Here is a 26,705-nt window from a genome sequence, read left to right on the forward strand (position 1 = left end):
ATGGGCGCGCGTGTCGGGCGACGCGTTCGGTCGTGGGACCGAACGCGCCAAAATCACCGCTAAGTCGCCGACTTTCGCCGAGGCAGCGTCGTCAGAATAAGGGCTGCGGCGACGCCCAGCAGCGCCAGTTGCACGCCCCAGGCGGCGGGATCGGCGTAGACGCCGCCGTAGCGGATCAGATGAAGGCCGACGGTCGCCGCGATCAAGGCCGCCGAGGCGCGGCGCAGCAGGCGCGACAGTCGCGCGGGCTCGAACGCCAACGAGGCGGCGATCGTGACCAGGGTGACGGCGGCCCAAACGGCGACCGCGACGGCATCGCTCGCCCCCAGTCGGCCCGCCTCCAGTCCGATCGTCGCCAGGGCCGAGGCGGCGAAGGCCAGAGGCTGGCTCCAGACCGTGCCGATCCACAGGCGTTCCCAACGCGGCGCCGGTCGGCCCTTGTCGCGACGCCGCGCCAGCCAGATGGCGACGCCGCTGGCCGTGACCGAGGTCAGGGCCAGGCCGAGCAGGCCATAGGCCAGTTTGATGACGATGCCGCCGTACCAGCCGAAATGCAGAGGGCCCAGCGATCTCTGGATCTTCTCGCCCAGAACAGGCTTGTCGCGTTTGACCCCGCCGAGCGTCTGGCCCCGACCGTCGAAATAATAGGTCTGTCCCGAAACCAGGGTGTTGGGCGTGGCGACATTGACCATCACGGCCTGTCCGCGCTCGGTCGGGTGCTCAAGGCCGACGAAGGTGGGGCGGGAGCCGGGCGCCAGTCTCTGGGTGGCCTCCATCGCTGCGACCAGGTCGGGCAGGGCGGCGGCCGGGCGCGGGTCATCGACGATCGGCGGCAGGAACAGGGCATAGGCCTTTGAGGTGTCGCCCTGGAACATGGCCATGGCCAGCACGCCGACGATGAGGGTGGTCAGACCCAGCAGCGCGCCGGTCAGGGACACGATCACATGGAAGGGCAGGGCCCAGACGCCGAGCCGGTTGTGAATGTCGGCCTCCTGCAGGCGTTTTGAACCGCCCCAGCGCAGGTGGAAGGCGTCCTTGAACACCCGCGGGTGGGCCAGAACCCCGGAGATCAGCGACGACAGCAGCGCCACCCCGGTCAGGCCGACCACGAACATGCCCCAGGTCTGGGGCAGGTGCAGATGGATGTGAAGCCGCGTCATGAACTCGGTCCAGACCGCTTCACCCCCTTCGACCAACTGGCCCGAGGCGTTCGCCAGATAGGTGTGACGCTGGCCGTGCGCGTCCGTCATGACCGACAGGCGCGGCAGGTCGGGCGTCGGCAGGGTGATGTAGATATGTTCGACGTCCGCCCCGGCGTGTTTCAGCGCCTCCTGCATCACCGTCTGGACCGCGCGGGGCGTGACCTGGACGAGGGCGGGGGCGTCGGCCTGTTCCCAGCGCTGGAACTCGCGCGCGAAAACGGCGACCGAGCCGGAGAAGCAGACCAGATAGATCAGGGCCGCGAAGGCCAGGCCAAGGGCGGAGTGACCCGCAAGCACCGAGCGCACGAAACCGGCGGGAACCTTGGGCCAGATCGGCTTGCCGGGCTTCCGGGGCGTATCGGTCATCACGAGAAGCCCTTCAGAACGGCGGCGGTGAAAGTCGCCACGGCGACGCCGATCAGGACGGCGGTGGCGCGCAGAATCTTGTCGTCCGCCAGCGTCCAGGCCATGGCCCCGCCCCACAGCACGGGCACCATCAGCCCGCCGAGGATCAACCGCGTCTGGGCGGCGCCGGGACAGAAGGCGACGAAGGCGATGGCCATGCCCATGGCCGCGATCATGCCCAGCGGTCCCGCCAGCAGGGCGCGTAACCAGCCGCGCCAGGCCTTGGACACCCGATCAGACGGTTCCGGCGCCAGGCCCCGCTCGGCGCGCTCGCGGGCGGCGCGGACCTGTACGCCCCTGGCCACGATGGCGAGGGCCGCGACCGAAACAAGCGTCCAGGCGATGAACGGGCCTCGCGCCCCGCCCAGGACCAGGGCGGAGAACAGGGTGGCGACGGCCACGGCGGACCAGCCGGCGATGATCCAGCCGGGCCGCGAGGCCGTGCGGTCGTTCCACGCGCGCCGCAGAAGCTGCGCGGCGCACAGCGCCCCGGCCAGCACGGGAACGGTCCACAGGGTCGTCGTCAGCTCCGGGCTCACCAGCGGGCCTGAAGCATCAGGCCCACGACGCGCGGGTCGCCCAGCACCGCCTGGTTCGTCGATGATCGGTCATAGCTGAGATACTGCTCGTCCAGCAGGTTCTTGCCATAGACATAGGCGCCCCACCGTTCGGTTTCATAGCCGAAGCGCCCGTTGACCAGGGTGCGTGCGGCCACCCGGCTGCCCGGCTGGTAGATGCCGGTCTCGGTGAAGACCTCCGAGCGGTAGTTGGCGTTCAGATTGGCCACGAAGCCCGAACGCCAGCGATAGTCGCCGCCCACCGCTAGGGTCCAGCGGGGGGCATAGGCGAACTCCGTGCCCGACAGATCGCTGGCCGTCCCGTTCGTCTGGGACACGAACTCATCGAACTTGGTGCGGGAATAGCCGGCGGAGGCATAGACCTGAAGCGCCGAGGACAGCCGGTGGGTCGCCTCCAGTTCGAAGCCGTAAAGGTGCGACTTTCCGGCGTTGACCGTGTGATAGTCATACAGGTTCAGACCGAAGTTGACCGCCACCTGCTGATCTTTCCAGTCGATGTAATAGGCGTTGGCGTTGACGGTCAGGGCGCCGTCCAGCCACGACGAACGCAACGACGCCTCATAGTTCCAAGTGTATTCGGGGTCATAGGCGACGACCTGAGAGCGCGCCACATTGGCGCTGGACCCGCCCGAGCGATAGCCCCGCTGGACGACGAAGCCCGCCGTCATGTCCGGCGTCAGCTTATAGAGCACGCCCAGCTTGGGCAGGAAGGCGTCGAAGTCGCGCGTCTCCTCGGGCGTGTTGGAGTTGGCCTGACCCACGATGCTCGCCACGCCCGCGTTGATGCCCCTGATTATGGCGTTCTCCAGCGTCCCGGCGGGGGCGAAGGCGTCCGGATCGGGATAGACGCCGGCGAACAGGGCGGTCTGCGTGACCTGGACAGTGTTCTCTTCATGGTCCCAGCGGAAGCCGCCGACCAGCGAAAGGCGGTCGTTCAGCGACCATTCCCCGTCGCCGAACAGGGCGTAGGTCGTCACCTGAACGGGATACTGAGCCGCATAATCGACCGGAATGGCCGGCAGCGCGCTGACATAGTTTCCCGCAATCCTTTTCGCGTCGTCGGTGGACACTCTGCCCTGAAGCAGGGCCAAGATCGTGCTGACCGGGGTCGGTACGAAGGCGCGGCTGCCGGAATCGCGCTTCTGATCGCGGTCGAAATAGAAGGCGCCGATCAGGCCGTGCGCGCGCGACCCGCGATAGTTCAGCCGCACCTCCTGCGTCAGGGTGGTGTAGTCATAGTCGTTGAAGCCATAGCCCAGATTGGCGGCCGTGGCGTCGCTGTCGAACTGCTGGAACTGTTTGACGTCGCTCCACGATGTGGCGCTGGACAGGGTCAGAGAGGGCGACAGGGCCTGGGTCAGCTCCAGCGTCGTCACGTCCGTCTCGATATGGCTGCTGTCCGGCGTGTTCGAAAAGGCCCGGCGGTTCTTGTAGAAGTTCGGCACGTCGGTATTGGCGTAAACGAACAGATAGCCGCCGTCGCTTTCATAGTGGGTGTAGCCCAGCCGCGCCTCAAAGCCCGGCAGGGTCTTGGGCGTCCACAGCAGGCGGGCGCGCACCGTCAGCTTGTCGATCGGGTCTTCCGGGGCGTCGCGTGTTTCGTTGTGAACGAAGCCGTCGCCGTCCCGCTTCTCGGCCGATATGCGGAACGCCAGTTCGTCCTTGATCAGCGGCCCGCCGCCGGCGACCGCAAAAGCGGTCTCCTTCGGATCGGCGATGATGGCCCGCGCGCGCAGGTCCCAGTCAAACCCCGGCTCGACCGTGCGGATCACCACCGAGCCAGCCAGGGCGTTCAGGCCCTGCAGCGTGGATTGGGGACCCCGGAAGATCTCGATCTGGCGCACGTCCCAGGCGTCGGTCGGACCAGAAAAGGTCAGGGTGGGCGGCATGGGCGCGCCGTCCACATAGATGGTCGCCAGGGCTGCGTCCCCGCCGCCCGACACGCCCTGATTTCCGATGCCGCGAATGGTGAAACCCGCGTGGCCAAAGGTTTCGGTCAGGTTCGCCGTCCGCTCGAACACCTCGCCCAGGGTCTGGATGGCCTCGCGTTCGATGCGGCGCGCGGTGGTGACACCCACGCTGGTCGGCGTGTCCTGAAGCGCGCGATCGGTTTTTTCGCCGGTGACGATGATCTCTTCCAGCGCGGTCGCCTCGGACTGCGACTGTGCGCTAGCGGAACCCGCTGTCAGAAGAGCCGCCAGCCCAACGCCGGCCAGCAGTAACCCTTGATTGCCTGACATGACGCCCCTCCGCGAATGACTGGAGCGGGCTAATGAGAATAGTTTTGCAAGTCAATCGCATTTTCCTGTCCTCGCCCATCGCCATAATGATAGGGGATCGGTCATGAACCGCGTCGGATGGGTATTGCGAGGCTAGCATGGGCGAGGAACCCGGAACACTTTCGCACGCATTCGACGCCGGGCGCCGCCTGCCGGTTTGCCTTTTCGTGTTTTTGACACCGCGAATGAGGTTTCGAGGCGGACTATCGATGGGGCCTAAGCTTTGCGACGATAGTCGATGCGCACGAAGAATGTCCGCGTGCGCCAGTCGGCGGTTCTGGGCGCGCGCGGGAAGGGCGTGGCGTTTCGGATCGCGTCAAGCGCCAGGGCGTCCAGGCCCGGATCGCCGCTGGTGGCGAATACGGCGCTGTCATCGACGCCGCCCCTACGGTTCAGAACAAAGCGAATGGTGGCGACGCCCGTGCTTCGTCCGGCCGCACGACCCTTGTGCGCCTCGACCCAGGCGATCACGCGGGCGGCGTAACGATCCTCGTCCGGGGTGGCGGTCGCGCCCAGGGTGCGGGCGCCGCCGCCCTGCGTCCGGCCGGCGCGGGAGGGGGCGATGTCGCTGTTCCAGGTCAAGCTAGGCACGTCGGGCGCGATGCTGGCGACGGATGATGTCGGCGGTTGTGCGACATACCGGGGCGCCGGGTCTGGAGACACGGACACCATTTCGGGCGCCAAGGGATGCAGGAGCGGCTGGCGGGGTTTGGGCTGGGGCGCAGGCCGTTTCGACGAAGCGGCCGGGGCGGGGCGCGCGACCTGGCTGGCGGCTGAAGACGTGTCATCGAAGCGGGGCGAAGGCTCCAGCGTCAGATTGACGACCGGCGCGCCCCCTTGCGTTTGCAGGGCCGGGTGTTCGGGCGGCAGGTTCGCCAGAAACAGGGCCGCGTGGGCGGCCGTCACCGACAGAACGACAAAACCCCGCAGCGGAATCTGGAGGGTATGTCCGCGCATGCGGTCCCCCTAAGGGATGGGGACATGATATGCAATTGCGAATCGCTTGCATTAATGAAGTCGCGCCGCTAAGCCGCCCGCCAGTTTTGGGAAGGGCCGCCATGCGAACGTTTATTCTGCATACCTCCAGTCTTGCCGCGATGATGGCGGCGATCGCGGTTCCGGCCGCTGCACAGGAGACCCAGATTCCAACGGTGGTGGTCGAGGCGGACGAGAAGGCGGCCCCGGTCTATCGCTTCGGGGACCCCGTGGATTCGGGAACCACGAAGATCGATCGTGGCTCGGTCGAGAGCCGTGCGCCAGGATCAGGCGATGTCAACGAGGTGCTGAAGGCGCTGCCGACCGTACAGTTCAGCAGCCGGCAGGGCCGCGCCACACGGACTGAACTGCAGGACTTGAGGCCCGAGAATCTGTCGATCTCGGGCGGGTCGATCTATGAGAACCTGTTCGTCATCGACGGCGTGGGCGTGAACTCGCGCCTGGACGTGTCGGGCACGAATCCGCAGCATTATATCGATGGCAATACTGCGGCGTCGGCCCAGACGGTGTGGGTGGACTCCAATCTGGTGGAATCGCTGACCTTGCGCGATTCCAACGTGTCGGCGCGATACAGCCAGTTCACCGGCGGCGTGCTGGAGATCGCGACGCGCAGACCAGGGCGACGCTTCGGGGCGGAGACCTATTATGGCGAGACCAGTCCGGGGCTCGCGGAGTTTCGGGTGTCGGATCGCGTTCGGGACGCGATCACAGGGCCGCTGCCGCAAGAGCCGGACTACGAGAAACATCGCTATGGCCTGACGATCGACATGCCGTTCGGAGATCGGGTCCGGACTTTGTTGGCCTACAACCTGTCCGATGTGACGGTGACCAACTATCGCGGGCCGAACTGGCTGAAGTACGGCGACTATGGCCTGACAAGCCGCAACGAGACGGTGATGCTGAAGGCGGAGGCGGACCTGGGGGCGAACCTGCTGCTGACGTCGCAGTTCGTCTGGAGTCCATATGAGAGCCGCTCGTCGCACGCCAACGGGATCGACAACTATGTGACCCTGAACGGCGGCGGCTTCACCGGCAAGATGGGGCTGGAAGGGCGGCTGGGCGTGGGGCGCTGGGAGCTGCAACTCAGCCACGCCTTCTCGAACAACGACCGTGACAGCGATCATCCCGGAACGGTGAATGTGAACACCGGCGGCGGGTCGGGCATCGACTGGTGCTCGGGAAGCAGCTGTTCGTTGGGCGGGCCGGGCATATTGGAGCAGAGCCAGAGCGAGACCGGTCTGGAGGGTCGGTGGGCGCAGCCGTTGCTGGGAGGCGCGCTGAGCGCCGGATTCCAACTCGCCTACATCGAAGGGGAAAAGGGGCAGCCCTACAGCGCCGCCTATCGTCACGTCAGCACGAAGGATTATCCGGTCATCCCGAACGAGATCAATCCGAACACCGTCTGCGCCGATCCGGCGGAGGAGGCGGCGGGCACCTGCGTGACCGGGCGCTACGCCCTGGCCCAACGCAACGACGCGACGGCCTTCCACACCAAGAGGGATCTGACCAGCACGGGACTGTGGGCCGAGTACGAGACGGACTTGCGCGGATTCATGGTTCGGGCCGGGCTGCGCTACGACTACGAGACCTTCCTGGGCAACCACAATCTGGCGCCCCGCCTGTCGATCAGCCGGGATCTGCCGTGGAACCTGAACCTGACGGTCGGGGCGAACCGGTATTACGGCCGCAGCTTCCTGGGTTACGCCCTGCGCGAGGACTATCCCGGCAACCGCATCTATCAACGCCGACCGACCATCGTGGGGACGCAGCGGATCTGGTCGAACACCTGGTATCTGACCAACCATTCCGAGACGGCGGGATATTCGAACGCCAATCTGGCGACGCCTTACTCGGACGAGCTGACGGCGGTGCTGACAGGACGCGTGCCGGTGATCGGCGGCGACTTCCGCCTGAAGGGGATCACGCGAAACGGCGAGGACCAGTTCGCCAGTTCACGCGCCACAAGTCAGGTCTATGACCGCGAGACGGGCGGAACCTCGACGCGTCAAATCTATACGATCACCAATGACGGCTCGACCCGGTACAAGGGGCTGTCGCTGGAGTATGTCAGGCAACTTGGGGACCATCACGCGATCACCTTCAGCGCCAATGTCTCCCACACCTCATCGTCCAACATCAGCTATTTCGACCTGGCGGACGACACTGAATACGATCAGACCCTAGTCTATTACCAAGGTGAGATCAGGCCGCTGCTTGAGGTGACGGCGGACAACCAACTGGCCGACTATGCGGCGCCGCTGATGTTGAACGCAGACTGGGGCGCCAACTGGTTCGGCGGACGGCTGCGGACGAATGTCAACGCACACTGGCGGGACGGCTTCGAGCGGATTGAAGACACGGGCGTCAACATCATGGTCGGGGGCGTGCGCTACGATGTGTTCGACACGGTGAAGTTCTCCTCCTCGTTCAGCGCCAATCTGTCCGCCTCGCTGGAGCTGGCGCGCACTTCGTGGGGCACGGCGCTGCTGGATGTTCGGGTCAACAACCTGTTCAACACTGTCCTGGAGCAGGATTACTCCAGCACGTCCCAACCGTATCAGATGGGGCGCAATACCTGGATTTCGCTGAAGTATCGGTATTGAGCACCGCACGCGACAGTCTGATTGTTCTCGCCGCCACGGCCGTGATGTTCGCGGCGGCCGGGGCGGCGATGTCGCGCGTCCAGGCGCCGGCGACGATCAGCGAACTGCGCCTGGCCTATCAAGGCGCGCCCGAGACGTGGCCGCGGCCGACGCTGGAACCGGGCGCGAACTTCACGGAGTTCGGCCCCTTGCCGCCTGCGCCGTCTCCGCCGGACAATCCGACGACGCCGGAAAAGGTCGCTCTGGGCGCACGGCTTTTCGAGGATCCGAAGCTGTCGCGGTCGGGCCAGATCGCCTGCGGCTCCTGTCATCTGCAAGAGCTGGGCTTCGCCGACGGTCTGCGCACCTCGTTCGGTCATGACCGCCAGCGGGGCGCGCGCAATGCGCCCTCTGTCGCAGTGTCGGCTTGGATGGACAGCCTGTTCTGGGACGGCCGAAGCACGACCCTGGAGGCGCAGAGCCTGCACCCCTTGGTCGATCCGTTGGAGATGGCGGGGTCGCTGGACGCTGTGCGCGGTCAGGTGGCGGCGGAGGCGGCCTATGGCCCGCTGTTCTCGGCCGCCTTTGGCGATCCCGAAGTGACCATGCCGCGCGTCGCCCAGGCGCTGGCCGCCTTCCAGAGATCCCTGAAGCCGGCGGGCGGTCGCTGGCGCCGGTTCATAAATGGGGATCGCGCGGCGCTGACGGACCAGCAACTGCGCGGGCTTCACCTGTTCCGGACCAAGGCGGGGTGCGCCAACTGTCACAATGGTCCGTTGTTCACAGACCAGAAGTTCCACAACCTGGGCCTTCACTTCTATGGGCGGGCGCTGGAAGATCTGGGGCGTTATCAGGTGACAGGCCAGCCCGAGGACGTCGGCGCGTTCCGCACCCCCAGCCTGCTCGGCGTGCGAAGGACTGCGCCCTATATGCACAATGGCCTGTTCAGCGAGCTGGACAATGTGCTGCGCTTCTACAATGCGGGCGGCGCCAACCCTCGCCCCCGGCCCGATCAAGCGGACGATCCGCTGTTTCCGAAAACCGATCGTCTGCTGCGCCGCCGTGATCTGACTGCGGACGAGCGTGAGGACGTGACGGCGTTCCTGGGAACGCTGTGACGATCAACGGACATGGCGCCAGGCGTGAGCCCTAAGCCGCGAAGGCCGCCCGGATCGGTTGAACCGTCTGGTCGGGGCGTTTGACCGGCAGGTCAAAGCTGACGACCGTGCCGACGCCGGGTTCGCTTTCCATGGTCAACTGGCCGCCGTGCATTTCGATCAGGGACTTGGTCAGGGCCAGGCCCAGGCCTGTCCCTTGCGTGGTCTTGGAGTGCTGGCCCTCGACCTGTTCGAACGGGCGGGCCAGGCGGACCAGGTCCTCGGGCGCGATGCCGATGCCGGTGTCGGCGCAGGCGACGCGGATGCGGTCTTCACCCGATGCGCCGACGAAGGGCGTCAAGGACAGGGTGATCGCCCCGCCCTCGGGGGTGAACTTCACCGCGTTGGAGATAAGGTTCAGCATCACCTGTCTGACGCCGCGCTGATCGGCCTCGATGTCGGGCATGTCGCCGCCCTCGACAGCGATCTTCAACCCCGCGTCCTGAACCTTGCCGCGCATCAGGCGCACGGCGTCCTCGCACACCGCCTGCAACGACACCGGCTCATAGTGCAGGGTCATCTTGCCGGCCTCGATCTTGGCCATGTCCAGCACGTCGTTGATCAGGCTGAGCAGATGCTGGCCCGACTTCAGGATGTCGGCGGCATAGCCCTTGTACTTCTCGTTCAGCGGCCCGAACAACTCGCTGGCCATGATCTCGGAGAAGCCGTTGATGGCGTTCAGCGGCGTGCGCAGCTCGTGGCTCATATTGGCCAGGAACTCGGACTTGGCCTGGTTGGCGGCCTCGGCCCGGGTCATGGCGACCTCGTATTTGCGGGCCAGCAGGGACAGCTTCTCCTGGCTGGATTCCAGCTGGTCGACGGTGGCGCGCAGGTCGTCGGCGGCGCGGCGGCGCTCGGCCTCCTCGCGTTTGATGGCGGTGATGTCGGCGGCGGTGACGACCGAGCCGCCCTCGGAGGTGAAGCGTTCGGACAGTTGCAGCCAGCGCCCGTCGTGCAGTTCGACCTCGCGCAGGCCCGCCCGTCCGCCCGCCGGCGGATGTTCGGCCTTGATGGCCAGACCGGCGATGCGGTTCAACTCGTCCTTCAGGGCGCCACGCCGCACCACGCCGTTGTCGAAGCCGAAGGCGTCCTCGAACGCCTGGTTCCACAGGATCAGCCGCCCCTGGCGGTCGAACAGGACGAAGGCGTCGGAAATGCTCTCCACCCCGTCGCGCAGCCGGCTCTCGGCGGCCTGGGCGGCGGCCCTGGCGCGGCGGGCCTCGGTGATGTCCAGCGCGACGCCCAATATGGCTGAGAAGCCCGCATCCCCGCGCGGGCCGCGCGCCTGGCCCCGCGCGTCGATCCAGCGCGCACGCCCGTCCGCGCCCGGCACGGGGAAGGTGATCTCGAACGCGCCATAGGCCGCCGCCTGACGCAGGGCGTGGCGGAAATCCTCGTGAAAGCGCGGATGAACCCGGGCGATCACCTCTTCCGCTGTGGCCGATCCTCCGCGCGGAAAGCCCAGCAGCGTCGCCATATAGTCGGACAGGGACACCTCGTTCCTGGCCAGGTCCCATTCCCACACGCCGCAGCGGGCGGCCTCCACGGCGATACGGAACCGCTTTTCGGTGGCGATCCGGTCGCGATGCTGGCGATTGCGGCGCAGACCGTAGATGGCGAACATAGCCACGACCGCCAGCCCCAGCAGCAGCGGCGACCCGATCAGCCAGGCGTCGTCCAACAGCGCCGACCCCGGATGATCCGCCGTCACGATCACATAGGGGCCCTGCGCCCCCGCGCGCGCCGACGCCGTCAGCCGCTCCTGTCCCGCGATGGACAGCGGCCCCGGCGTGGTCAGTTGATCCAGGGCGGCGACGTCCGCGCCGATCAGGGCGCGGATCGGCTGGCCGATCTCGGCGTTGCGGGCGGAGGCCAGGACCACTCCGGCGGGCGACACGACCCGCATCCCTTTGGCGACCTCTGTCGGGGGGGCGATGCGCGCCTCCAGCCGGCCGGCGCGTGTCGTCGCCGAACCGACCGGCAGGGCGCCGTCGCCGACGCGGGCCAGCACGGTTTCGTCCGAGCCGATCAAGGCGAACCCGGCTTCCGGGGCGGCGCGGCGCGCGGCCTCGATCACCTCGGCGGCAGGACGGCCGGTGGCGGCGACGGCGGTTCCGGCGGCCAGACCGGCGTCCGCCGCGCGCGTCAGACCCTCGATCCGGCTGGCCGCCAGTCGGGCGGTCAGCACCAGATTCTCGACCGTCAGCCGATCCGCCTCGCGCGTCGGCCGGCTGATTTCACGAGACGCCAGAAGCACATAACCGGTCGAGAGCAGGGCTGCGACCAGCACCCCGATGCGCAGCCAGGCGGGCGCGCCAGGGGCGCGGTCCGACGCGCGTCGTCCCCGCCCATGTTCCCGCCGCTCCGCGTCGCGCAAGCCACCCCTCCCGGCAAATCCAGTCGAGACGGGAATCTAGGCTGCGTCGCGGATTCGTGTCGACCCTTCGACCGGTCTTTTCGTCGGATTTAGGCTGCGACGACGGGGGCGGGCAGGCGGTGGGGGGGCGCCTCGAGCACCCGGTTCACGCCTTGCAGCAGATCGCGCGCCTGTCGCGCCAGCCCCAGCACGGCGGGCGGCGCCTCGTCGGGGCTTTCCGACACCAGATCCACCAGCCCTTGCGCCACCTGCATCAGTTGCGGCGCGCAGGCGATCAGACGGGCCTGGCGTTCGATCTGCTGGGGGTCGCGGTCGTATTCGGCGCCGGGCACGCGCCAGCCGCCCCAGTCGGCCCGATCCGTCACCACCACCGGATAGGTGCCGGGCTGGGGATGATGCAGACAGTCCTCGGGCTGCTGCCACTTGTTGCGGGCGCGCAGAATCCGCCAATCCTCGCCGCCCCGGTCGGCGCCGGGGTCGTCGGCGGCCATCATCAGCTCGTTGGCCAAGAACTCGCGCCCCAGTCCGACGTCGTAGGTGACGCGCACGGGTTCGTCGAACCCCTTGGCCCAGACGGGCTGGACCTGTTCGACGAACGCCCAGGCGCCCACGCATTCGACCCAGACTTTTTGACCCTTCTGGAACTGCGCACGCGCCATGCCACTCTCCGAAACCAAAGGTCAGGATGAATGACGATCGTTGACGCCCAGTGTGAGGGCGCGGTTACGCAGACCTTAACGCGAGATGCTTTCCAGCGTCTCGCCCGCGTATTTTTCCTTCACCCGCGTCGACAGGTCGCCCAGCGAGACCACGCCGACCACGCGGCCGTGCTTGTCCACGACCGGCGCGCGGCGGATCTGTTTGGATCCCATCAGGTCCAGCACGATCTTCAGGTCGTCGGTGTCCAGCACGGTCTGGGCGTCGCGGGTGATGAACTCCACCACCGTCGCGCTGGGCGCCGCGCCGGTCGCCAGGGCGCGCACGACGATGTCGCGATCTGTGATCGTGCCGATCAGCTGGTCGCCGTCCGCCACGGGCACGAAGCCGAAACCGCCCTTGGCCATGCGGCTGGCGACGTCCTGGATGGTGTCGCCGGGGCGGGCCAGATGAACGTCCTTGGTCATCACGTCGCGAATCTTCATGGCAGGCTTCCTTTGAGGTGAAGGTTGCGCTGAAAACCCGCCGCGAGCGTGGCGGTTCCGGTCAGGGCGTCCCCATCATGGCGTTCGTTGCGGGGGCAGGGTTCCGGCCGCCCGCACCAGCTGGACGAACTCGGCCCGGTCGCCATAGGGATCGTCGCCCCTGGCCCCTTGCGCCTGTTCGACGATCCGGTCCCAGCCATAGTCGGCGGCCATCCACGGATCGCCGCGCAACTTCTGGCCGAAGGCGGCGACGGCCAGGGCCCAGCGCGTGGCCTCGGGCGGCTGGGCGCTGACGGGGCCGGACGCGCGATTGGTCAGCGGCTGCTGGATCAGCTCCGACCGGCTCTGGCCCGGCTGTTTGTAGCGCACCTGGACAAAGCCGATCTCGCCGTTCGGATCGCCGCCGCCCACGCCGATGCGGTTGTCGGGATAGCGCCGCTCTGCGATCTGCGTCGGGCCGCCGACGGGGGTGATCTCATACAGGGCCGTGACGCTGGCGCCCGATCCGACCTCGCCCGCGTCGATGCGGTCGTTGGCGAAATCCTGCTCGTTCAGCAGCCGGGTCTCGTATCCGATCAGCCGCCATTCGGCGACGCGGGCGGGATTGAACTCGACCTGAATCTTCACGTCGTCGGCGATGGGGAAGGCGCCCTTGTCGAAGGCCGGGCCGAACAGCCTGCGCGCGTCCCTCAGGTCCCCGACATAGGCCGCGATCCCATTGCCCGCCTGGGCGATGGTCTGCATCCGCGCGTCCTGATAGTTGCCGCGCCCGAACCCATAGACCGACAGATAGACGCCGGTCCCGCGCCGTTCGGCGACATAGTCTTCCAGCCGCTTATTGTCGGTGACGCCCACGTTGAAGTCGCCGTCGGTGAACATCAGGATGCGGTTGACCTTGTCGCGGGCGAAACTGGCCTGGGCCTGGTCATAGGCGTTGGTCATGCCGGTCGCCCCGGCCGTGCCGCCAGACGCCCGCAGGCTGGCGACCGCGCAGCGCATCTTCAGTTTCTGATCGCCCGGCGTCGGTTGCAGGGTGGTGCCCGCGCCCTCGGCGTAATAGGTGACGGCCAGCGTATCCTGGGGCCGCAGCCGGTCGATGGCCAGGTTCATCGCCTTCTTGGCCAGGTCCAGCTTGTCGGGGCTGCGCATCGACCCGGACACATCGACCAGGAAGGTCAGGTTCAGCGGACACCGCTGCTCGGCGGGCAACTCATAGCCCTGCAGGCCGATATGAACGATCTGACGCCCCCCTCTCTGGCCCTGGGGCCCCCAGGGCGAGGCCGCGACCGCCGTGGTGATGGCGAAGGGGCGGTTCTGCGATGTCGGCCGGGCGTAGTCATAGTAGAAGGCGTTGATCATCTCCTCGACCCGCACCGCATCCTTGGGCGGCGCGCGCCCCTCGTCGATGAAGCGCCGCACGTTCGAATAGGAGGCCGTGTCCACGTCGATGGAGAAGGTCGAGACCGGCTGATCGCTGGTCCGCTTCACGGGATTGGGCGTGGCGTCGGGATAGCGTTCGGTGTCGGCCGGCGCGGGCAGGCGCGTGGGCGCGGGCATGATGGGCGAAACCCGGGAACCCGTGACGGCGATATCGCCCGTCATCGGAGACGGCGGGGGCGGGGGAGGCGGCGGGGCCGGAGGCGGGGGCGGGGGCGGCGCGGCGTATTCGACGCGATCCTCTTTCTTGGTCGGCGCTATGTTCACCGGCGGCGGAAGGTTGCGCCGCAAAGGCTGCGCGGCGACCGGCTGGACCAGGGGCGGATCGATGTTGAAGCCCAGCGGCAGGCACGCCGCCTGCGTCGGTTCGCCATCCAGCGGCTCGGCCAGGGCGACCGTCGGAATGGCCACCGGCGGCGCGGCGAACGACAGGCTCAGAACGGATAGGGCCGCGATCCTGGTGATGCGTGACATGGCTTCCTCCGGTTGTTTCGTCACCGCCAGTCGCGGGTCGGCCTGGGGCGAAACTGTGGCGGTCGAACCGCTCCGCCGCACGACGATCTTCGACCGTGTCTTTTGCGTCCTCTCGCAATAGAGCGCGGCGCGCCCCACAATAGGGGCCAAGCTTGATGGGGTGCGCGATGGCCGAGGCGACGGCGGGACTGGATCTGGGCGCGGCGGCCGCCCTCCTGGCGGCGGGGGTGCTGGCGGTGCCGGTGTTCAAACGCATCGGCCTGGGGTCCGTGCTGGGCTATCTGGCGGCCGGTCTGGCCATCGGCCCCTTCGGCCTGAAACTGTTCCGCGAGCCCCAGACCATCCTGCACGTCGCCGAATTCGGCGTGGTCATCTTCCTGTTCATCATCGGACTGGAGATGCGGCCAAAACGCCTGTGGGGCCTGAGGAAGGACATCTTCGGCCTGGGCGCAGCCCAGGTGCTGTTCTGCGGCCTGATCCTGACGGGCGCGGCGATGCTGGCGGGTTTTTCGCCCTCGGTCGCCTTCGTCGGGGCCATGGGCTTCGTCCTGTCCTCCACCGCCGTCATCATGCAGATGCTGGAGGAGCGGGGCGAGATCGCGGGCGGCCCGGGCCAGCGGGCGGTCTCCATCCTGCTGCTGGAAGACCTGGCCATTGTGCCGCTTCTGGCCATCGTCGCCGTCCTGGCCTCCCTGACCGGCCGCGCCGCCGAACACGCCCCGCCCCTGTGGCAGACCGTCGGTCTTGCGGTCGCGGCGGTCGGCGGGGTGCTGCTGGCGGGCCGGTACGCGGTCAATCCGATCTTTCGCCTGTTGGCCCGCTATGGCGGGCGCGAGGTGATGACGGCCGCCGCCTTGCTGGTCGTGGTCGGCGCCGCCTGGGCCATGTCTCTGGGCGGCCTGTCCATGGCCATGGGCGCCTTCCTGGCCGGGGTGCTGCTGTCGGAATCCACCTTCCGCCATCAGCTGGAAGCGGATGTGGAGCCGTTCCGCGCCATCCTTCTGGGCCTGTTCTTCCTGTCGGTCGGCATGTCGCTGGACGTGTCGGTGGTGATCGCCGACTGGCGTCTGGTGATCGGCGGGGTCGTGGTCTTCATGCTGGTCAAGGGCGTCGGCATCTATGTGGTCGCGCGCCTGTTCAGGGCGTCCCACCATGAGGCGGTCGAGCGCGCGGGCCTGTTCGCGCAAGGGGGCGAGTTCGCCTTCGTCCTGTATGGCGCCGCCGTCGCCGCCGGCCTGTTCGACGCCCGGATCGGGGCGATGATGTCGGCGGTGGTCATCCTGTCGATGGCCCTGACGCCCCTGACCTCGATCCTGATCGCGCGCCTCTTGCCCAAGCCGACCTTGTCGGCCGAGGACACCGACGGCGTGGATTTCGCCAAGGACCTGCGCGGCCAGGTGCTGATCATCGGCTTCGGCCGGTTCGCCCAGGTGGTGTCCCAGCCGCTGCTGGCCCGCGACGTGGACGTCTCGATCATCGAGAACGACGTGGAGATGATCCAGGCCGCCTCCCAGTTCGGGTTCAAGGTCTATTACGGCGACGGCGCCCAGCTGCACACCCTCAGAGCGTCCGGCGCGGAGGAGGCCGAGATCGTGCTGGTCTGCGTCGACAAGCCCGAGGCCGCCGACCGCATCGTCGAACTGGTCAAGTCCGAGTTCCCGACCACCAAGATCATGGCCCGCGCCTTCGACCGCGGCCATTCGATGCGTCTGATCCAGGCCGGGGTCGACTATCAGATCCGAGAGACCTTCGAATCCGCCCTGAAGTTCGGCGAGCGCGCCCTGGTCGAACTGGGGCTGGACGAGCAGGAGGCGGCCGAAACCATCGGCGACGTGCGCCGCCGCGACGACGCGCGTCTGGACCTGCAACTGACCGGCGGCCTCAAGGCCGGCCGTCAGCTGATGCGCGGCAATATCCCCACGCCCCAGCCCGCCCCCTACATCAAGCCCCGCCGCGAAGGCCGCCTGCTGAACGACGACGAGGCGGGCCCGCCCGCGCCGGTCGCGCGCGAGCCGGTGGTTTGAACAGGGGGATAAAGAGTGCGCGCCAGCGTCCGGCCAGCCGCTCACCCCTTGCTCACGAACACTATTCACCCACCCCCGATCATGCTCTTAGGAGCTGACAAACCCCTCGTCAGAGTCCTCTCATGAAACGTCTCGCCATCGCCGCCCTGGCCCTCGTCGCGGTCGCCGCGCCGGCCGTCACCGTCACCGCCTGGGGCAACACCGGCCACCGCCTGATCGGGGTGGCGGCCATGCGCGCCCTGCCGGACGACCTGCCCGCCTTCCTGCGCACGCCCGGCGCCATCGCCGACGTCGGCGAACTGGCGCGCGAACCCGACCGCTGGAAGGGCGCCGGCCAACCGCACGACCGCGAGCGCGACACCGCCCACTTCGTCGATCTGGACGACCAGGGCCATGTCTTCGACCAGCGCGGCATGAGCATCGACGACCTGCCGCGCCTGAAATCCGAATATGACGCCGCCCTGACCAAGGCCGGGCTGGACGTCAACGACGCCGGCTATCTGCCCTACGCCATGATCGACGGCTGGCAGCAGCTGGGCCGCGACTTCGCCTATTGGCGCGTGCTGAACGCCGCCGAAAAGCGCGAGACGAACATGGAACGCCAGGCCTGGTATCGGGCCGACCGCCTGCGTCGCGAGGCCCTGATCCTGCGCGACATCGGCGTGATGGGCCACTATGTCGGCGACGGCTCGCAACCGCATCACACCAGCATTCACTTCAACGGCTGGGGCGATTTCCCGAACCCCGAAGGCTTCACCAACTCGCGCCAGACCCACGCCCTGTTCGAGGGTGAGTTCACCAATCGCGTCGCCCGTCTGGACGCCATCGAGGCCGCCATGCCCGCCGCAAACCTGGACGGCTTCGATCCCAAGGCGCGCACCGTCGCCTATCTGAAGACCACCCTGGGCACGGTGATCCCCTTCTATCGGCTGGAAAAGGCCGGCGGCTTCAAGGACGCCGACCCGCGCGGCGCGGCCTTCGTCAATGAACGTCTGGCGGCGGGCGCGGGCGAACTGCGCGACTTCATCGTCACCGCCTGGACCGCATCCAGCAGCGCCTCCATCGGCTGGCCCGCCGTCAAGGTCGCCGAGGTCGAGGCCGGAACCGCCGACCCCTGGATCGCCATGGTGGGCCAGGACTGATCTTCGTTTGAATCCGCTCATCCCGGCGAAAGCCGGGATGAGCGGAAAGAGTATGTGCATCGAATGTCCGACCTCACTCCCCCCGCCGTCATCCTCGACAAGTCCCAGATGGCTGAGAACATCGGCGCCGTGGCGCGGGTGATGGCCAATTTCGGCCTGACGGACCTGCGCCTGGTCAGCCCCCGCGATGGCTGGCCTCAGGAACGGGCCTGGGCCACCGCGTCCGGCGCCGACTGGGTGCTGGAAGGCGTGCGGGTGTTTGATAGCGTCGCCGAGGCCATCGCCGACCTGAACACCGTCTTCGCCACCACCGCCCGCCCGCGCGAGACGCGCCAGCCCGTCCGCACCCCGCGTGAGGCCAGCCGCGTCCTGTATGACGACACGGCGTCGGGCCTGAAGACCGGCCTGCTGTTCGGCGGCGAGCGGGCGGGTCTGGAGACGACCGACATCGCCCTGTGCGCCGGCATCGTCACCATCCCCATCGACCCGAAACACCATTCGCTGAACCTGGCGCAGGCCGTGGCGATCAACGCCTATGAGTGGCGCACCCTGATCCTGGACGCCCCGCCGCCGCGCTTCCGGGACGGCGAGCCGCCCGCCTCCAACGCCCTGCTGATCGGCATGTACGAACATCTGGAGGATGAGCTGGAGAACGGCGGCTTCTTCTATCCGCCCGAGAAGAAGCGCTCCATGAGCCAGAACCTGCGCGTCATGCTGGGCCGGGCCGCCTTCTCCGAACAGGAGGTCGCCACCATGCGCGGCGCCATCCACGCCCTATCGCGCGGTCGCGGCCGGGTGCTGGCCAAGCTGGCGGCCGAACGGGCGGCCAAGGACGCAGATTGATCGTCCTTCCGGGGCTTCGCGCAGCGAAGAACCCGGAGCCTGGCGCCCTCTCATCCCACGTGGCGCCTGCCTCTCCTCCGTCATCCTCGGGCTTGACCCGAGGATGCGGCCGAACGGGCGCCAATCCCCTTCCGCCAGTTTTCAGGCGGACGATCCGATCCTCGGGTCAAGCCCGAGGATGACGAGGACGGGAAGGGCGGCGTAAGAAGCTGCGATGAAACCCATCCTCATCTACCCCCTCGCCGCGCTGGCGGAGATCGGCGGCTGTTTCGCCTTCTGGGCCTGGCTGAAGCTGGATCGCTCGCCGCTGTGGCTGGCGCCTGGCGTCGCCTGCCTGATCGTCTTCGCCTGGCTGCTGACCCTGGTCCCCAGCGAGGCGGCGGGGCGGGCGTTCGCGGCCTATGGCGGGGTCTATATCTGCGCCTCGCTCGTCTGGATGGCCGTGGTCGAGAAGACGGCGCCGGATCGGTGGGACGGGCTGGGCGGGCTGGTCTGCCTGGCCGGCGCGGGGATCATCCTGTTTGGTCCCAGGGCCTAGCCGTCCTATTCGCGACGTCTGATCGCAAGGATTTCAACGCCCTGCCGCCCGCCAGCGTCATCTTTCCGGTCGCCGTTCAAATCCGTGCGATCCTGTCTCCGCTCGTCCGCGATGGATGGGACACACAGCCGGGGAGCGCGGATTTCAGACGATGTGCACTATTCAGACGGTGTTTTTTGCAGCCGACCGTCTGAAACAACGGCGGCTTCCTAACCCGCGCCCAGCAGGTCCGACCACCGCCAACTGCCCCTGCCCAGGGCCAGTTGCGCGCCGCCGGGGCGGTCTTCCAGCTTCAGCACCGCCAGCCCGGTCATGCGCTGGGCCTTGCACTCGGCCGGGGCGAAGGCGACCTCCAGGGCGATGGCCTGGCGCACCCCGGCCAGACCCTTGCCCGACTGATTTCGGCTCTGCAGCCAGTCGCCGTTCCACACCAGGATGGCGCGGCCCGAGGCGTTCATCGATTGGGCGGCGTCGATGACGGCGCGGCGCACGGCGGCGTCGTCGCGCACCGCGTCCTGGACCCAGCGCACCATGTCGCACGACCCGCCGCCGCGTCCCGTTCCGGTCCCGCCCGGCCCGCCGCCGACGCCCGCGCCAGGGCCCTGGCCGCCGCCTCCGCCCGGTCCAGCGCCCACGGTCAGGGCGCCGGCGATCTCGGCCGGACCCAGCAGAGGCAGGGGTGGTCCCGGCGGGGCGGGGGCGACGTGCAGCGGTTCGACGTCGGGCGGGCGTTTGGCGACGACCGGGCGCGGTCGGGCCGCGGCCACTGCCGGGGGACGCGCTTGCGGCGCAGGCTTCGGCGGCGCGGCCGACGTCGCGGCCGCCGGGGCGTCAGGCTTCGGCGACGGCTCGGGCGCGATGACGCGGGCGGGCGGTGGCGGGGCAGGGGGCGGGGGCGGATCGACCAGCTCGACGCTCATCAACGGCGGTTCCGGCGCCCCGGGCGCGGCCGGCGTCTGGGCGGCGATCAGCAGACCCAGGCCCAGGTGCGCCGCCAGGATCGGCGTCGCCGCCAGCGCCCATCGCCGTGTCCGCGCCGGTCTCAATCGCCGATCCGTGATGAGGCCGGCAGCCTTGGTCGCATGGTCATCGCAACGAAACGCCTGTAAAAAATCACGATGGCCTGTTGAAAACATTCGGGCGCGTCAGGAAAGAGGCGCAGGCCCAATACAACCGGGCGACGTTTCAGATTTCATTGAGATCAGGCAGGCCGCCCTCCGGCATGGCCGTCGGCGGACCAACGTCGCATCTCGCTCGTCGGTTCCATGCGGTGGTGAAAATCTGCGAAACCGGAGCAGTCGCTTATGGTCAAGCTGACATTTTCCTGCCCAACGCACGTCATTACTCCGCCTTTCAGCCTACGCCATTTTCATCTTGCGCATGAACTGGGCGTGGCGCCCCCGGCTAGAAGGAGACAGAACTTGAGCAGATCGAAACTCAGGACGGCGGTCGTCGGCGGCGCCCTCATCGCCCTCGGCCTTGCGGCCAGCGGCTGCGCCAGCCATCGTTTCGTGCGTGATCAGGTCGAAGTCGTCGACAACCGCGTGACCACCGTCGAAGGCACGGCGGGTCAGGCCCTGCAACGCGCCAATGACGCGCACAAGCTGGCCGAGGGCAAGTTCCTCTATCAGGTCGTGCTGTCCGACGATTCCGTGAAATTCCCCACCGACGCCGCGGCCCTGTCGCCGGAAGCCGAACAGCGCCTGGCCCAGTTCGCCCAGCGTCTGCAAAGCGAAAACCGCAACGTCTATCTGGAAATCCAGGGCTATACGGACGCGACCGGCACGCCCCAGCACAATGATCAGCTGGGCGAGCAGCGCGCCGAGGCCGTTCGTCGCTTCCTGAACCGTCAGGGCGTCGCCCTGAACCGGATGGCGACCATCTCCTATGGTCAGGAACAGCCGGTGGCCTCGAACGACACGCCCGAAGGCCGTTCGCAGAACCGCCGCGTGACCATCGTCGTCCTGGCCTGATCCGCCGAACGCCGAGACCGAAGAGGCGGCCGTAGCGATGCGGCCGCCTTTTTAATGGTGCGGAACGCCGTCCGGGCGCTCGGCGCACCGTCTGCCTGACTTCCCCCGACACCCTAGTCTTGCTGAAACAGGTCTTGCGCATCGGCTGGCGGCCCTGCGCCGAGGCGACCTGCAACGACCATCAGGTCCGGCTGTTCGAACGCGCTGGCGACGCCCCGTAGTCAGCCATTAAGGTTTATAGGTCACGCTGGCGGGGATAGTTCCGAGAGTCTCGCCCATGCCCATGCCCGTCGAAACCCTGCGCCAGCATCTGGTCCAGGCCTTTCCCGACGCCGAGATCGCCATCGAGGATCTGGCCGGCGACGGCGACCATTACCGCGCCCGCATCGTGTCCGACGCCTTTTCCGGCCTGTCGCGCGTGCGCCAGCACCAGATGGTCTATGCGGCGCTGAAGGGGCAGATGGGCGGCGAGCTGCACGCCCTGGCGCTGGAAACCTCGGCGCCGGCCAAGGAGGGATAGAGCCATGCGCTATCGCCCGTTCGGCGTTTCCGGCGCCGCGATCTCGAACCTGACGCTCAGTTTCGGGGCGGCGGCGCTGGCGCGCGGGCGGGCGGCGGGACTGGACCTGCTATATTCGGCGCTGGAGGCGGGGATTAACAGCTATCGGCTGGAGACCGCCGACCCCGTGGCGGCCGAGGTGCTGGGCGAGGCCCTGGCGCATGTGGAGCGCAAGTTGGTCTATGTCAGCGTGACCCTGGGGGTCGGCGATGGCCAGGGAGAGGCGGGCGCGCGCGATTTCTCGGCCGAGGGCATGACCAGCGCCATCGATCGGGTGCTGCATTTCTCGGGCCTGGGCTGGATCGACATGGCCGTGCTGCAAGAGCCGGGCGAGACCGAGCTGGCGCAATCGTCGCTGGCGGCGCTGAAGGCGTTGCGCAAGACCGGACGCATCCGTCTGTTGGGCATCGCCGGGGGCGGTTCGGTGATGGACGCCTATGTCTCGACCGGCGCGTTCGACGCCTTGTTGACCCCGCTCGACATCAACGTCGGCTGGCCGATCCGCAACCGCATCCGCTCGGCGCGCGAACAGGACATGGCCGTCTTCGCCTATGACGTCTTCATCGACCGGCGCACGCGCCAGCCCGACGCGCCGGTGTTCAAGAAGGGGCTGTTCGGCCTGGGCGGCGGCAGGCGGGCGGTGGAGACGCCCAAGACAGACGCCTTCGGGTTCCTCTATCGCACCCCGAACTGGACGGCCGAGGCCATCTGCCTGTCCTACGTCCTGACCGATCCGTCGGTGTCCAGCGTGATCGTGGGACCGACGGACACCGACCGGCTGGCCGTGCTGGCCGCAGCGCCCGAACGCGACATGCCGCCGGGTCTGGCGGCCCAGATCGAGATGGCGCGCGTTGCGGCCAGCGCCGCCTGATTCATTGGCGCGAAAGGCGGGCGGATCGTCGCGCACGCCTTGACCGCGCCCTTTGCGCTCCCTAGCTGACGGGCTTCACGAAAGGCCCTTCCCGTGACCGACACCGCTCAAGCCGCCGATCCCGTCCACGCCTTCATCGGCGAAACCGTCGCCCAGAACGACGTGGTTCTGTTCATGAAAGGCACGCCGGATCAGCCGCGCTGCGGTTTCTCGTCCCTGGCGGTTCAGATCCTGGATCATGTCGGCGCCGCCTTCGTGGGCGTGGACGTCCTGCAGGACGAGGCCCTGCGCGAAGGCATCAAGAGCTTCACCGACTGGCCCACGATCCCGCAGCTGTATGTGAAGGGCGAATTCGTCGGCGGATCGGACATCATCCGCGAGATGTTCCAGGCCGGCGAACTTCAGGCGCTGATGGTCGAAAAGGGCGTTCCGCTCGGCGAGGCCTGATGGCCCGCAAGACGCTGACGCCAAGAGAGGACCGGGAGGTCTTCGTCGTGCCGCTGGACGTGCGGCCCGAGCATATCGACGCCAACGGCCATGTGAACAACGTGGTCTATGTCGGCTGGCTGCAGGATGCGGGCACGGCCCACTGGAACGCGCGTTTCGACGAGGCGACGCGGGCGAAATGGTCGTGGGTCGCGACCCGGCACGAGATCGACTATCTGCGCGGCATCGCGCCCGGCGCGACGGGCGTCGCGGCCCGCACCTGGGTCGGAGAACCGCAAGGCCCCCGCTTCAACCGCTATGTCCGTATCGAGGATGACCAGGGCCGCGTCTGCGCCCAGGGCGTGACCGAATGGGTGCTGGTCGATGCAAAGACCCTGAGGCCCCAGCGCATTCCGCCCGACATGCTGAGCGTGTTCGAGACAGCGGCAGGCTGAGCCTTTCAACGCCCCGTCCTCCTGGGCCTTTGTCCGACCTCAGCGTAGGTCGCGGACATGCCGGGAGTAGGGATCCTCGCCACAAGGGCGAGGATGATGATTTGGATGGAGGGCTCTGCGCGTTATTTCAGCGGATTGAGGATGCGGGCGGGCGTGCCGGCGTCCAGGCCCAGGTCGACGTAGGTCCAGCGCAGTTCGACGCCGTTGGGAACCAGGGCCTTGCACAGGTCCGGACTGGTGCGGCGCAGGGTGATCTCCACCGGGTTGTTGTCCGCCACCGCCACTTCGAAATCCGAGGCCTGGGTGCAGCCGTTGGAATCGACGCGCACGACCAGGGCGCCGTCGGCGAAACGAGCCTCGCGTATGGCCTCGGCCGGCGGGGCGTCGTTGCGGGTGACGTTGACCGAGACGTTCTCGCCCGCGGTGCTGTCATAGATGACGCAGGCGGACAGCAGGGGGGCGGCCAGGACCGCCGCCGCCAGACCCTTGACCAGAACCCGCATTACTGACCCGCAGCCGGAGCGGTGATGACGCGCGTGGTCGGCTTTTCGGTCGAGACGATGATGCAGCCCGACAGCAGCGGCGCGGCGATGGCGATGGCGAGAGCGAGACGAAGCATTTGGGTTCCCCATTGAAAGCTTGACCCTTTGTGCCGCGAGGGCCGCGTCCGCACACGTGAATTATCGGCAAGCTGGATGAACAATCGGAAAGGCGGAGACCCATGGCGTCCCACGCCCTATTGGCCCCCTGGATTCCGGGTTCGTCCCTCGGACGCGTCCAGGACGAGCGTTCGCTCCGTCAGGCCGCGGCTGCAACCTTGACCGGGGCGGTGTCCCAGAGAACGCGGGCGGCGGCCTGGATTTCGCCCTCCACCGTCTTTTGCGGTCGACCCAGCAGATAGCCCTGCACCTCGTCGCAGCCTTGATCGCGCAGGAAGCTGAGCTGATCCAGCGTCTCGACCCCCTCGGCCAGGACCGGGATGTGCAGACTTTCGCCCAGGGCCAGGACCGCGCGGATGATGGCGGCGGATTCCGGCCCGCCATCCAGTTCCGACATGAAGGAGCGGTCCAGCTTGATCTTGTCGAATGGGAAGGCGCGCAGGGTCGACAGCGAGGAATAGCCGGTGCCGAAGTCGTCCATGGCGATGGAGACGCCCAGCAGCTTCAACTGGCGCAGGACGTGGGTCGTGCGCTCCATGTCGGTGATCATGGCGGTTTCGGTGATCTCCAGCTCCAGCCGCGAGGGCGACAGGCCGGTCTCGATCAGGACCTGATGCACCAGACGCGGCAGGTCGACGTGGCCCAACTGGACCGGCGACAGGTTGACGGCGATCTTGTGCGGCTCGGGCCAGAGGGCCGCCTCGGCGCAGGCGGTGCGCAGCACCCACTCCCCGATCGGCAGGATCAGACCGTTTTCCTCAGCCAGGGGGATGAAGTCGGCCGGCGAGATGAAGGTCCCGTCCGGCTGGATCCAGCGCAGCAACACCTCATAGCCCGTGATCGTCCCCGTATCGACGGCGGCCTGCAACTGCCAGTTCAGGCTGAACTGCCCCTGGTCCAGGGCCTCGCGCATCTGCTGGGCCATGCGGCGGCGGCTGCGGACAGCCTCGTCCATCTCTTCCTCGTAGAAGCAGACGTCCACGCCCAGAGAAGCCTTGGCCCGATACATGGCCAGGTCGGCGTCGTTGATCAGGGCAGAGGCGTTGTCGGCGTCGTCCGGCCAGACGGCGATGCCGACGCTGAGGCCGCAGGAGACCTCGGCGTGATCCAGCATGACGGGCGCGGTGACGGCGGCGCGCAGGCGCTCCGCCAGATCCAAAGCCTCTTCGCGACGCTGGACCGGCACGACGGCGACGAACTCGTCCCCGCCCAGACGCGCCACGAACTCGCCCGGACGCAGGGTCGCGCGCATCCGCTCGGCGACCTGGATCAGCAACTGGTCGCCGGCGGCGTGGCCGTGGACGTCGTTGACCTCCTTGAACCGATCCATGTCCATGGCCAGCAGGGCGACCTTGCCGGAGGGGACGGGATCGGCGGTCTGGCGCGTCAGCCATTCCAGGAAGGACGAGCGGTTGGGCAGGCCGGTCAGACTGTCGTTGCGCGCCAGATGGGCGATGCGACGTTCCTGAGCAAGACGCGTGCGAAGATCGCGCACGGCATAGATCATCAGGTCGCTCTCGACCGCACGGCCGCCGTCGCGACGGGCGGCGATCTCGACCGGGATATCCAGTCCTCCAGGACCGATCAGGCGCGATTGGGTCAGGGCGCCGACATGAAGATGGGCGGCGTCCTCCATCCAGCGCGACATGGGCTCGCCGACCAGGGCGCCGTGATCGACGCCGACCAGATCGGCGAAGGCGGCGTTGGCGGCCAGGATCAGCCCGTCCTGCTCGACCACCATGCCATCGACGCTGCCTTCCAGCAGATGGTCCAGCCGCGCCTTGGCCTGAATGCGGAACTGCATGTCCAGGGCGTGGGTGGCGATGCCGGTGCCCAGCATCATCAGACCGACAGCGGCGACGGCGAAGGCCAGAACCACATTGGCGCTATCGGCCGCCGTCGCGTCCGTCACGGGCGCCAGCGGGATCACCGTCATGGCGGCCATGCCGGTGAAATGCAGGGCGACAATGCCCAGGACCATCAGGACGACCGGCGCCAGCTTGCCGGGGCGTCGCGCCAGATGGAAGGCCAGACCGCCGAACACCACGGCCCCGGCGACCGAGGCGGCGACATAGGCCATTGACCAATGAATGATCGCGTCCGTCGCGAAGCCGGCCATGCCGGTATAATGCATCGCCACCACGGTCAGGCCGAACAGCACGCCGCCCAGCTCGGCGGACCCGCGCATGGCGCGCGAGGCGACCCACAGGGCCGCGCCGCTGCCCGACATGGCCACACCCAGCGACAGGCCGGTCAGCAGGGGTTCGTAGTGGACGATGGCGCCCGGTTCATAGGCGATCATCGCCACGAAATGCGTGCACCAGATCGTCGCCCCGGTCGCCACCGCGCCCATGAAGCTCCAGGCCAGGCGTGTGCCCTTCTCGGCCGCGCGCAGGCGCCGGAAAAGCCGAAAAGTGATGATGGAGCCGATCAGGCAGAGGACGGCCGCGAGGCCGACCAACCAAAGATTATGGTTGTCGGTCAGGCAGGTGAAGAAACGCATGGACTACGAACCAGAGGGACACGGCCCGTTTCGATAGCGAACGAACTTTAACCAGACGCGCCCGAACAGGCTTAACGAAACCC

The 26,705-nt window shown here is 67.7% G+C and carries 22 protein-coding genes; 11 read left to right on the forward strand and 11 right to left on the reverse strand.

All coding sequences use genetic code 11. The features are described from left to right. Positions 1-59: 59 nt before the first annotated feature. The 4 genes from P0Y50_07945 to P0Y50_07960 form a co-directional block, all read right to left on the reverse strand. Entirely contained in the window at positions 60-1,568 is a 1,509-nt protein-coding gene (locus P0Y50_07945) for a PepSY-associated TM helix domain-containing protein (GenBank protein ID WEK38486.1), read from the reverse strand. Next, positions 1,568-2,146 (reverse strand): hypothetical protein, encoded by a 579-nt coding sequence (locus tag P0Y50_07950; protein ID WEK38487.1) that lies wholly within the window; start codon positions 2,144-2,146, stop codon positions 1,568-1,570. The genes P0Y50_07945 and P0Y50_07950 overlap by 1 nt, the downstream gene beginning before the upstream one ends. Next, positions 2,143-4,425 carry a TonB-dependent receptor gene (locus P0Y50_07955; GenBank protein ID WEK38488.1) on the reverse strand — a complete coding sequence of 761 codons (2,283 nt, stop codon included), beginning with the start codon at positions 4,423-4,425 and terminating at the stop codon, positions 2,143-2,145. Before P0Y50_07955 ends, P0Y50_07950 begins: the two co-directional genes overlap by 4 nt. Positions 4,426-4,680: 255 nt before the next feature. Further along, positions 4,681-5,421: a TonB family protein gene (locus P0Y50_07960; GenBank protein ID WEK38489.1), complete on the reverse strand. Its 741-nt coding sequence runs from the start codon at positions 5,419-5,421 to the stop codon at positions 4,681-4,683. 101 nt (positions 5,422-5,522) lie between these two features. On the opposite strand from P0Y50_07960, the gene P0Y50_07965 reads away from it, so the two are divergent. Both P0Y50_07965 and P0Y50_07970 read left to right on the forward strand, forming a co-directional pair. Further along, complete coding sequence (locus tag P0Y50_07965; GenBank protein WEK38490.1) at positions 5,523-8,063, forward strand: TonB-dependent receptor plug domain-containing protein; 2,541 nt, start codon at positions 5,523-5,525, stop codon at positions 8,061-8,063. Then, a complete protein-coding gene (locus P0Y50_07970) occupies positions 8,060-9,160 on the forward strand; it encodes a cytochrome c peroxidase (GenBank protein ID WEK38491.1) in 1,101 nt (366 codons plus the stop codon). Before P0Y50_07965 ends, P0Y50_07970 begins: the two co-directional genes overlap by 4 nt. 31 nt (positions 9,161-9,191) lie before the next feature. On the opposite strand, the gene P0Y50_07975 is transcribed toward P0Y50_07970, so the two are convergent. The 4 genes from P0Y50_07975 to P0Y50_07990 all read right to left on the reverse strand — a co-directional run bounded on the left by P0Y50_07975 (position 9,192) and on the right by P0Y50_07990 (position 14,629). After that, complete coding sequence (locus P0Y50_07975; GenBank protein ID WEK38492.1) at positions 9,192-11,576, reverse strand: ATP-binding protein; 2,385 nt, start codon at positions 11,574-11,576, stop codon at positions 9,192-9,194. Between the two features lie 89 nt (positions 11,577-11,665). After that, a complete protein-coding gene (locus tag P0Y50_07980; GenBank protein WEK38493.1) occupies positions 11,666-12,235 on the reverse strand; it encodes a hypothetical protein in 570 nt (189 codons plus the stop codon). A gap of 75 nt (positions 12,236-12,310) precedes the next feature. After that, complete coding sequence (locus tag P0Y50_07985; GenBank protein WEK38494.1) at positions 12,311-12,718, reverse strand: CBS domain-containing protein; 408 nt, start codon at positions 12,716-12,718, stop codon at positions 12,311-12,313. A 75-nt stretch (positions 12,719-12,793) separates the two neighbouring features. Beyond that, complete coding sequence (locus tag P0Y50_07990) at positions 12,794-14,629, reverse strand: von Willebrand factor type A domain-containing protein (protein ID WEK38495.1); 1,836 nt, start codon at positions 14,627-14,629, stop codon at positions 12,794-12,796. Between the two features lie 155 nt (positions 14,630-14,784). Between P0Y50_07990 and P0Y50_07995 the strand changes: the two genes are divergently transcribed. The 4 genes from P0Y50_07995 (at position 14,785) to P0Y50_08010 (ending at position 19,176) form a co-directional block, all read left to right on the forward strand. Beyond that, positions 14,785-16,653 (forward strand): monovalent cation:proton antiporter-2 (CPA2) family protein, encoded by a 1,869-nt coding sequence (locus tag P0Y50_07995; GenBank protein ID WEK38496.1) that lies wholly within the window; start codon positions 14,785-14,787, stop codon positions 16,651-16,653. 122 nt (positions 16,654-16,775) lie between these two features. After that, complete coding sequence (locus P0Y50_08000) at positions 16,776-17,795, forward strand: S1/P1 Nuclease (protein WEK38497.1); 1,020 nt, start codon at positions 16,776-16,778, stop codon at positions 17,793-17,795. Between the two features lie 63 nt (positions 17,796-17,858). Continuing rightward, on the forward strand, positions 17,859-18,638 hold the full coding sequence (locus P0Y50_08005; GenBank protein ID WEK38498.1) for an RNA methyltransferase: 780 nt from the start codon (positions 17,859-17,861) through the stop codon (positions 18,636-18,638). A 214-nt stretch (positions 18,639-18,852) separates the two neighbouring features. Further along, positions 18,853-19,176, forward strand: a complete 324-nt coding sequence (locus P0Y50_08010) for a YnfA family protein (protein ID WEK38499.1) — start codon at positions 18,853-18,855, stop codon at positions 19,174-19,176. A gap of 209 nt (positions 19,177-19,385) precedes the next feature. On the opposite strand, the gene P0Y50_08015 is transcribed toward P0Y50_08010, so the two are convergent. Continuing rightward, on the reverse strand, positions 19,386-20,222 hold the full coding sequence (locus P0Y50_08015) for a hypothetical protein (GenBank protein WEK38500.1): 837 nt from the start codon (positions 20,220-20,222) through the stop codon (positions 19,386-19,388). Between the two features lie 375 nt (positions 20,223-20,597). Between P0Y50_08015 and P0Y50_08020 the strand changes: the two genes are divergently transcribed. The 5 genes from P0Y50_08020 to P0Y50_08040 all read left to right on the forward strand — a co-directional run bounded on the left by P0Y50_08020 (position 20,598) and on the right by P0Y50_08040 (position 23,460). Beyond that, positions 20,598-21,149, forward strand: a complete 552-nt coding sequence (locus P0Y50_08020; protein WEK38501.1) for an OmpA family protein — start codon at positions 20,598-20,600, stop codon at positions 21,147-21,149. A 277-nt stretch (positions 21,150-21,426) separates the two neighbouring features. Beyond that, entirely contained in the window at positions 21,427-21,669 is a 243-nt protein-coding gene (locus tag P0Y50_08025) for a BolA family transcriptional regulator (protein WEK38502.1), read from the forward strand. Between the two features lie 4 nt (positions 21,670-21,673). Further along, entirely contained in the window at positions 21,674-22,579 is a 906-nt protein-coding gene (locus P0Y50_08030) for an oxidoreductase (protein WEK38503.1), read from the forward strand. 93 nt (positions 22,580-22,672) lie between these two features. After that, positions 22,673-23,026 carry a Grx4 family monothiol glutaredoxin gene (grxD, locus tag P0Y50_08035; GenBank protein ID WEK38504.1) on the forward strand — a complete coding sequence of 118 codons (354 nt, stop codon included), beginning with the start codon at positions 22,673-22,675 and terminating at the stop codon, positions 23,024-23,026. Then, on the forward strand, positions 23,026-23,460 hold the full coding sequence (locus P0Y50_08040; GenBank protein WEK38505.1) for a thioesterase family protein: 435 nt from the start codon (positions 23,026-23,028) through the stop codon (positions 23,458-23,460). The genes grxD and P0Y50_08040 overlap by 1 nt, the downstream gene beginning before the upstream one ends. A 122-nt stretch (positions 23,461-23,582) precedes the next feature. Here P0Y50_08040 and P0Y50_08045 read toward each other — a convergent pair whose 3' ends face one another. Both P0Y50_08045 and P0Y50_08050 read right to left on the reverse strand, forming a co-directional pair. Then, complete coding sequence (locus P0Y50_08045; GenBank protein ID WEK38506.1) at positions 23,583-23,963, reverse strand: hypothetical protein; 381 nt, start codon at positions 23,961-23,963, stop codon at positions 23,583-23,585. Positions 23,964-24,258: 295 nt separating this feature from the next. Then, complete coding sequence (locus P0Y50_08050; protein ID WEK38507.1) at positions 24,259-26,622, reverse strand: EAL domain-containing protein; 2,364 nt, start codon at positions 26,620-26,622, stop codon at positions 24,259-24,261. Positions 26,623-26,705: the final 83 nt, after the last annotated feature.

Source organism: Candidatus Brevundimonas colombiensis (assembly GCA_029202665.1).
Classification (GTDB): Bacteria; Pseudomonadota; Alphaproteobacteria; order Caulobacterales; family Caulobacteraceae; genus Brevundimonas; species Brevundimonas colombiensis.

Excerpts from the sequence above, each read along its gene's own strand:
- P0Y50_07945 (WEK38486.1), bottom strand. The coding sequence starts at position 1,568 with ATGACCGATACGCCCCGGAAGCCCGGCAAGCCGATCTGGCCCAAGGTT.
- P0Y50_07955 (WEK38488.1), bottom strand. The coding sequence starts at position 4,425 with ATGTCAGGCAATCAAGGGTTACTGCTGGCCGGCGTTGGGCTGGCGGCT.
- P0Y50_07960 (WEK38489.1), bottom strand. The coding sequence starts at position 5,421 with ATGCGCGGACATACCCTCCAGATTCCGCTGCGGGGTTTTGTCGTTCTG.
- P0Y50_07965 (WEK38490.1), top strand. The coding sequence starts at position 5,523 with ATGCGAACGTTTATTCTGCATACCTCCAGTCTTGCCGCGATGATGGCG.
- P0Y50_07980 (WEK38493.1), bottom strand. The coding sequence starts at position 12,235 with ATGGCGCGTGCGCAGTTCCAGAAGGGTCAAAAAGTCTGGGTCGAATGC.
- P0Y50_07985 (WEK38494.1), bottom strand. The coding sequence starts at position 12,718 with ATGAAGATTCGCGACGTGATGACCAAGGACGTTCATCTGGCCCGCCCC.
- P0Y50_07990 (WEK38495.1), bottom strand. The coding sequence starts at position 14,629 with ATGTCACGCATCACCAGGATCGCGGCCCTATCCGTTCTGAGCCTGTCG.
- P0Y50_07995 (WEK38496.1), top strand. The coding sequence starts at position 14,785 with ATGGGGTGCGCGATGGCCGAGGCGACGGCGGGACTGGATCTGGGCGCG.
- P0Y50_08000 (WEK38497.1), top strand. The coding sequence starts at position 16,776 with ATGAAACGTCTCGCCATCGCCGCCCTGGCCCTCGTCGCGGTCGCCGCG.
- P0Y50_08005 (WEK38498.1), top strand. The coding sequence starts at position 17,859 with ATGTCCGACCTCACTCCCCCCGCCGTCATCCTCGACAAGTCCCAGATG.
- P0Y50_08010 (WEK38499.1), top strand. The coding sequence starts at position 18,853 with ATGAAACCCATCCTCATCTACCCCCTCGCCGCGCTGGCGGAGATCGGC.
- P0Y50_08025 (WEK38502.1), top strand. The coding sequence starts at position 21,427 with ATGCCCATGCCCGTCGAAACCCTGCGCCAGCATCTGGTCCAGGCCTTT.
- P0Y50_08030 (WEK38503.1), top strand. The coding sequence starts at position 21,674 with ATGCGCTATCGCCCGTTCGGCGTTTCCGGCGCCGCGATCTCGAACCTG.
- P0Y50_08040 (WEK38505.1), top strand. The coding sequence starts at position 23,026 with ATGGCCCGCAAGACGCTGACGCCAAGAGAGGACCGGGAGGTCTTCGTC.
- P0Y50_08045 (WEK38506.1), bottom strand. The coding sequence starts at position 23,963 with ATGCGGGTTCTGGTCAAGGGTCTGGCGGCGGCGGTCCTGGCCGCCCCC.
- P0Y50_08050 (WEK38507.1), bottom strand. The coding sequence starts at position 26,622 with ATGCGTTTCTTCACCTGCCTGACCGACAACCATAATCTTTGGTTGGTC.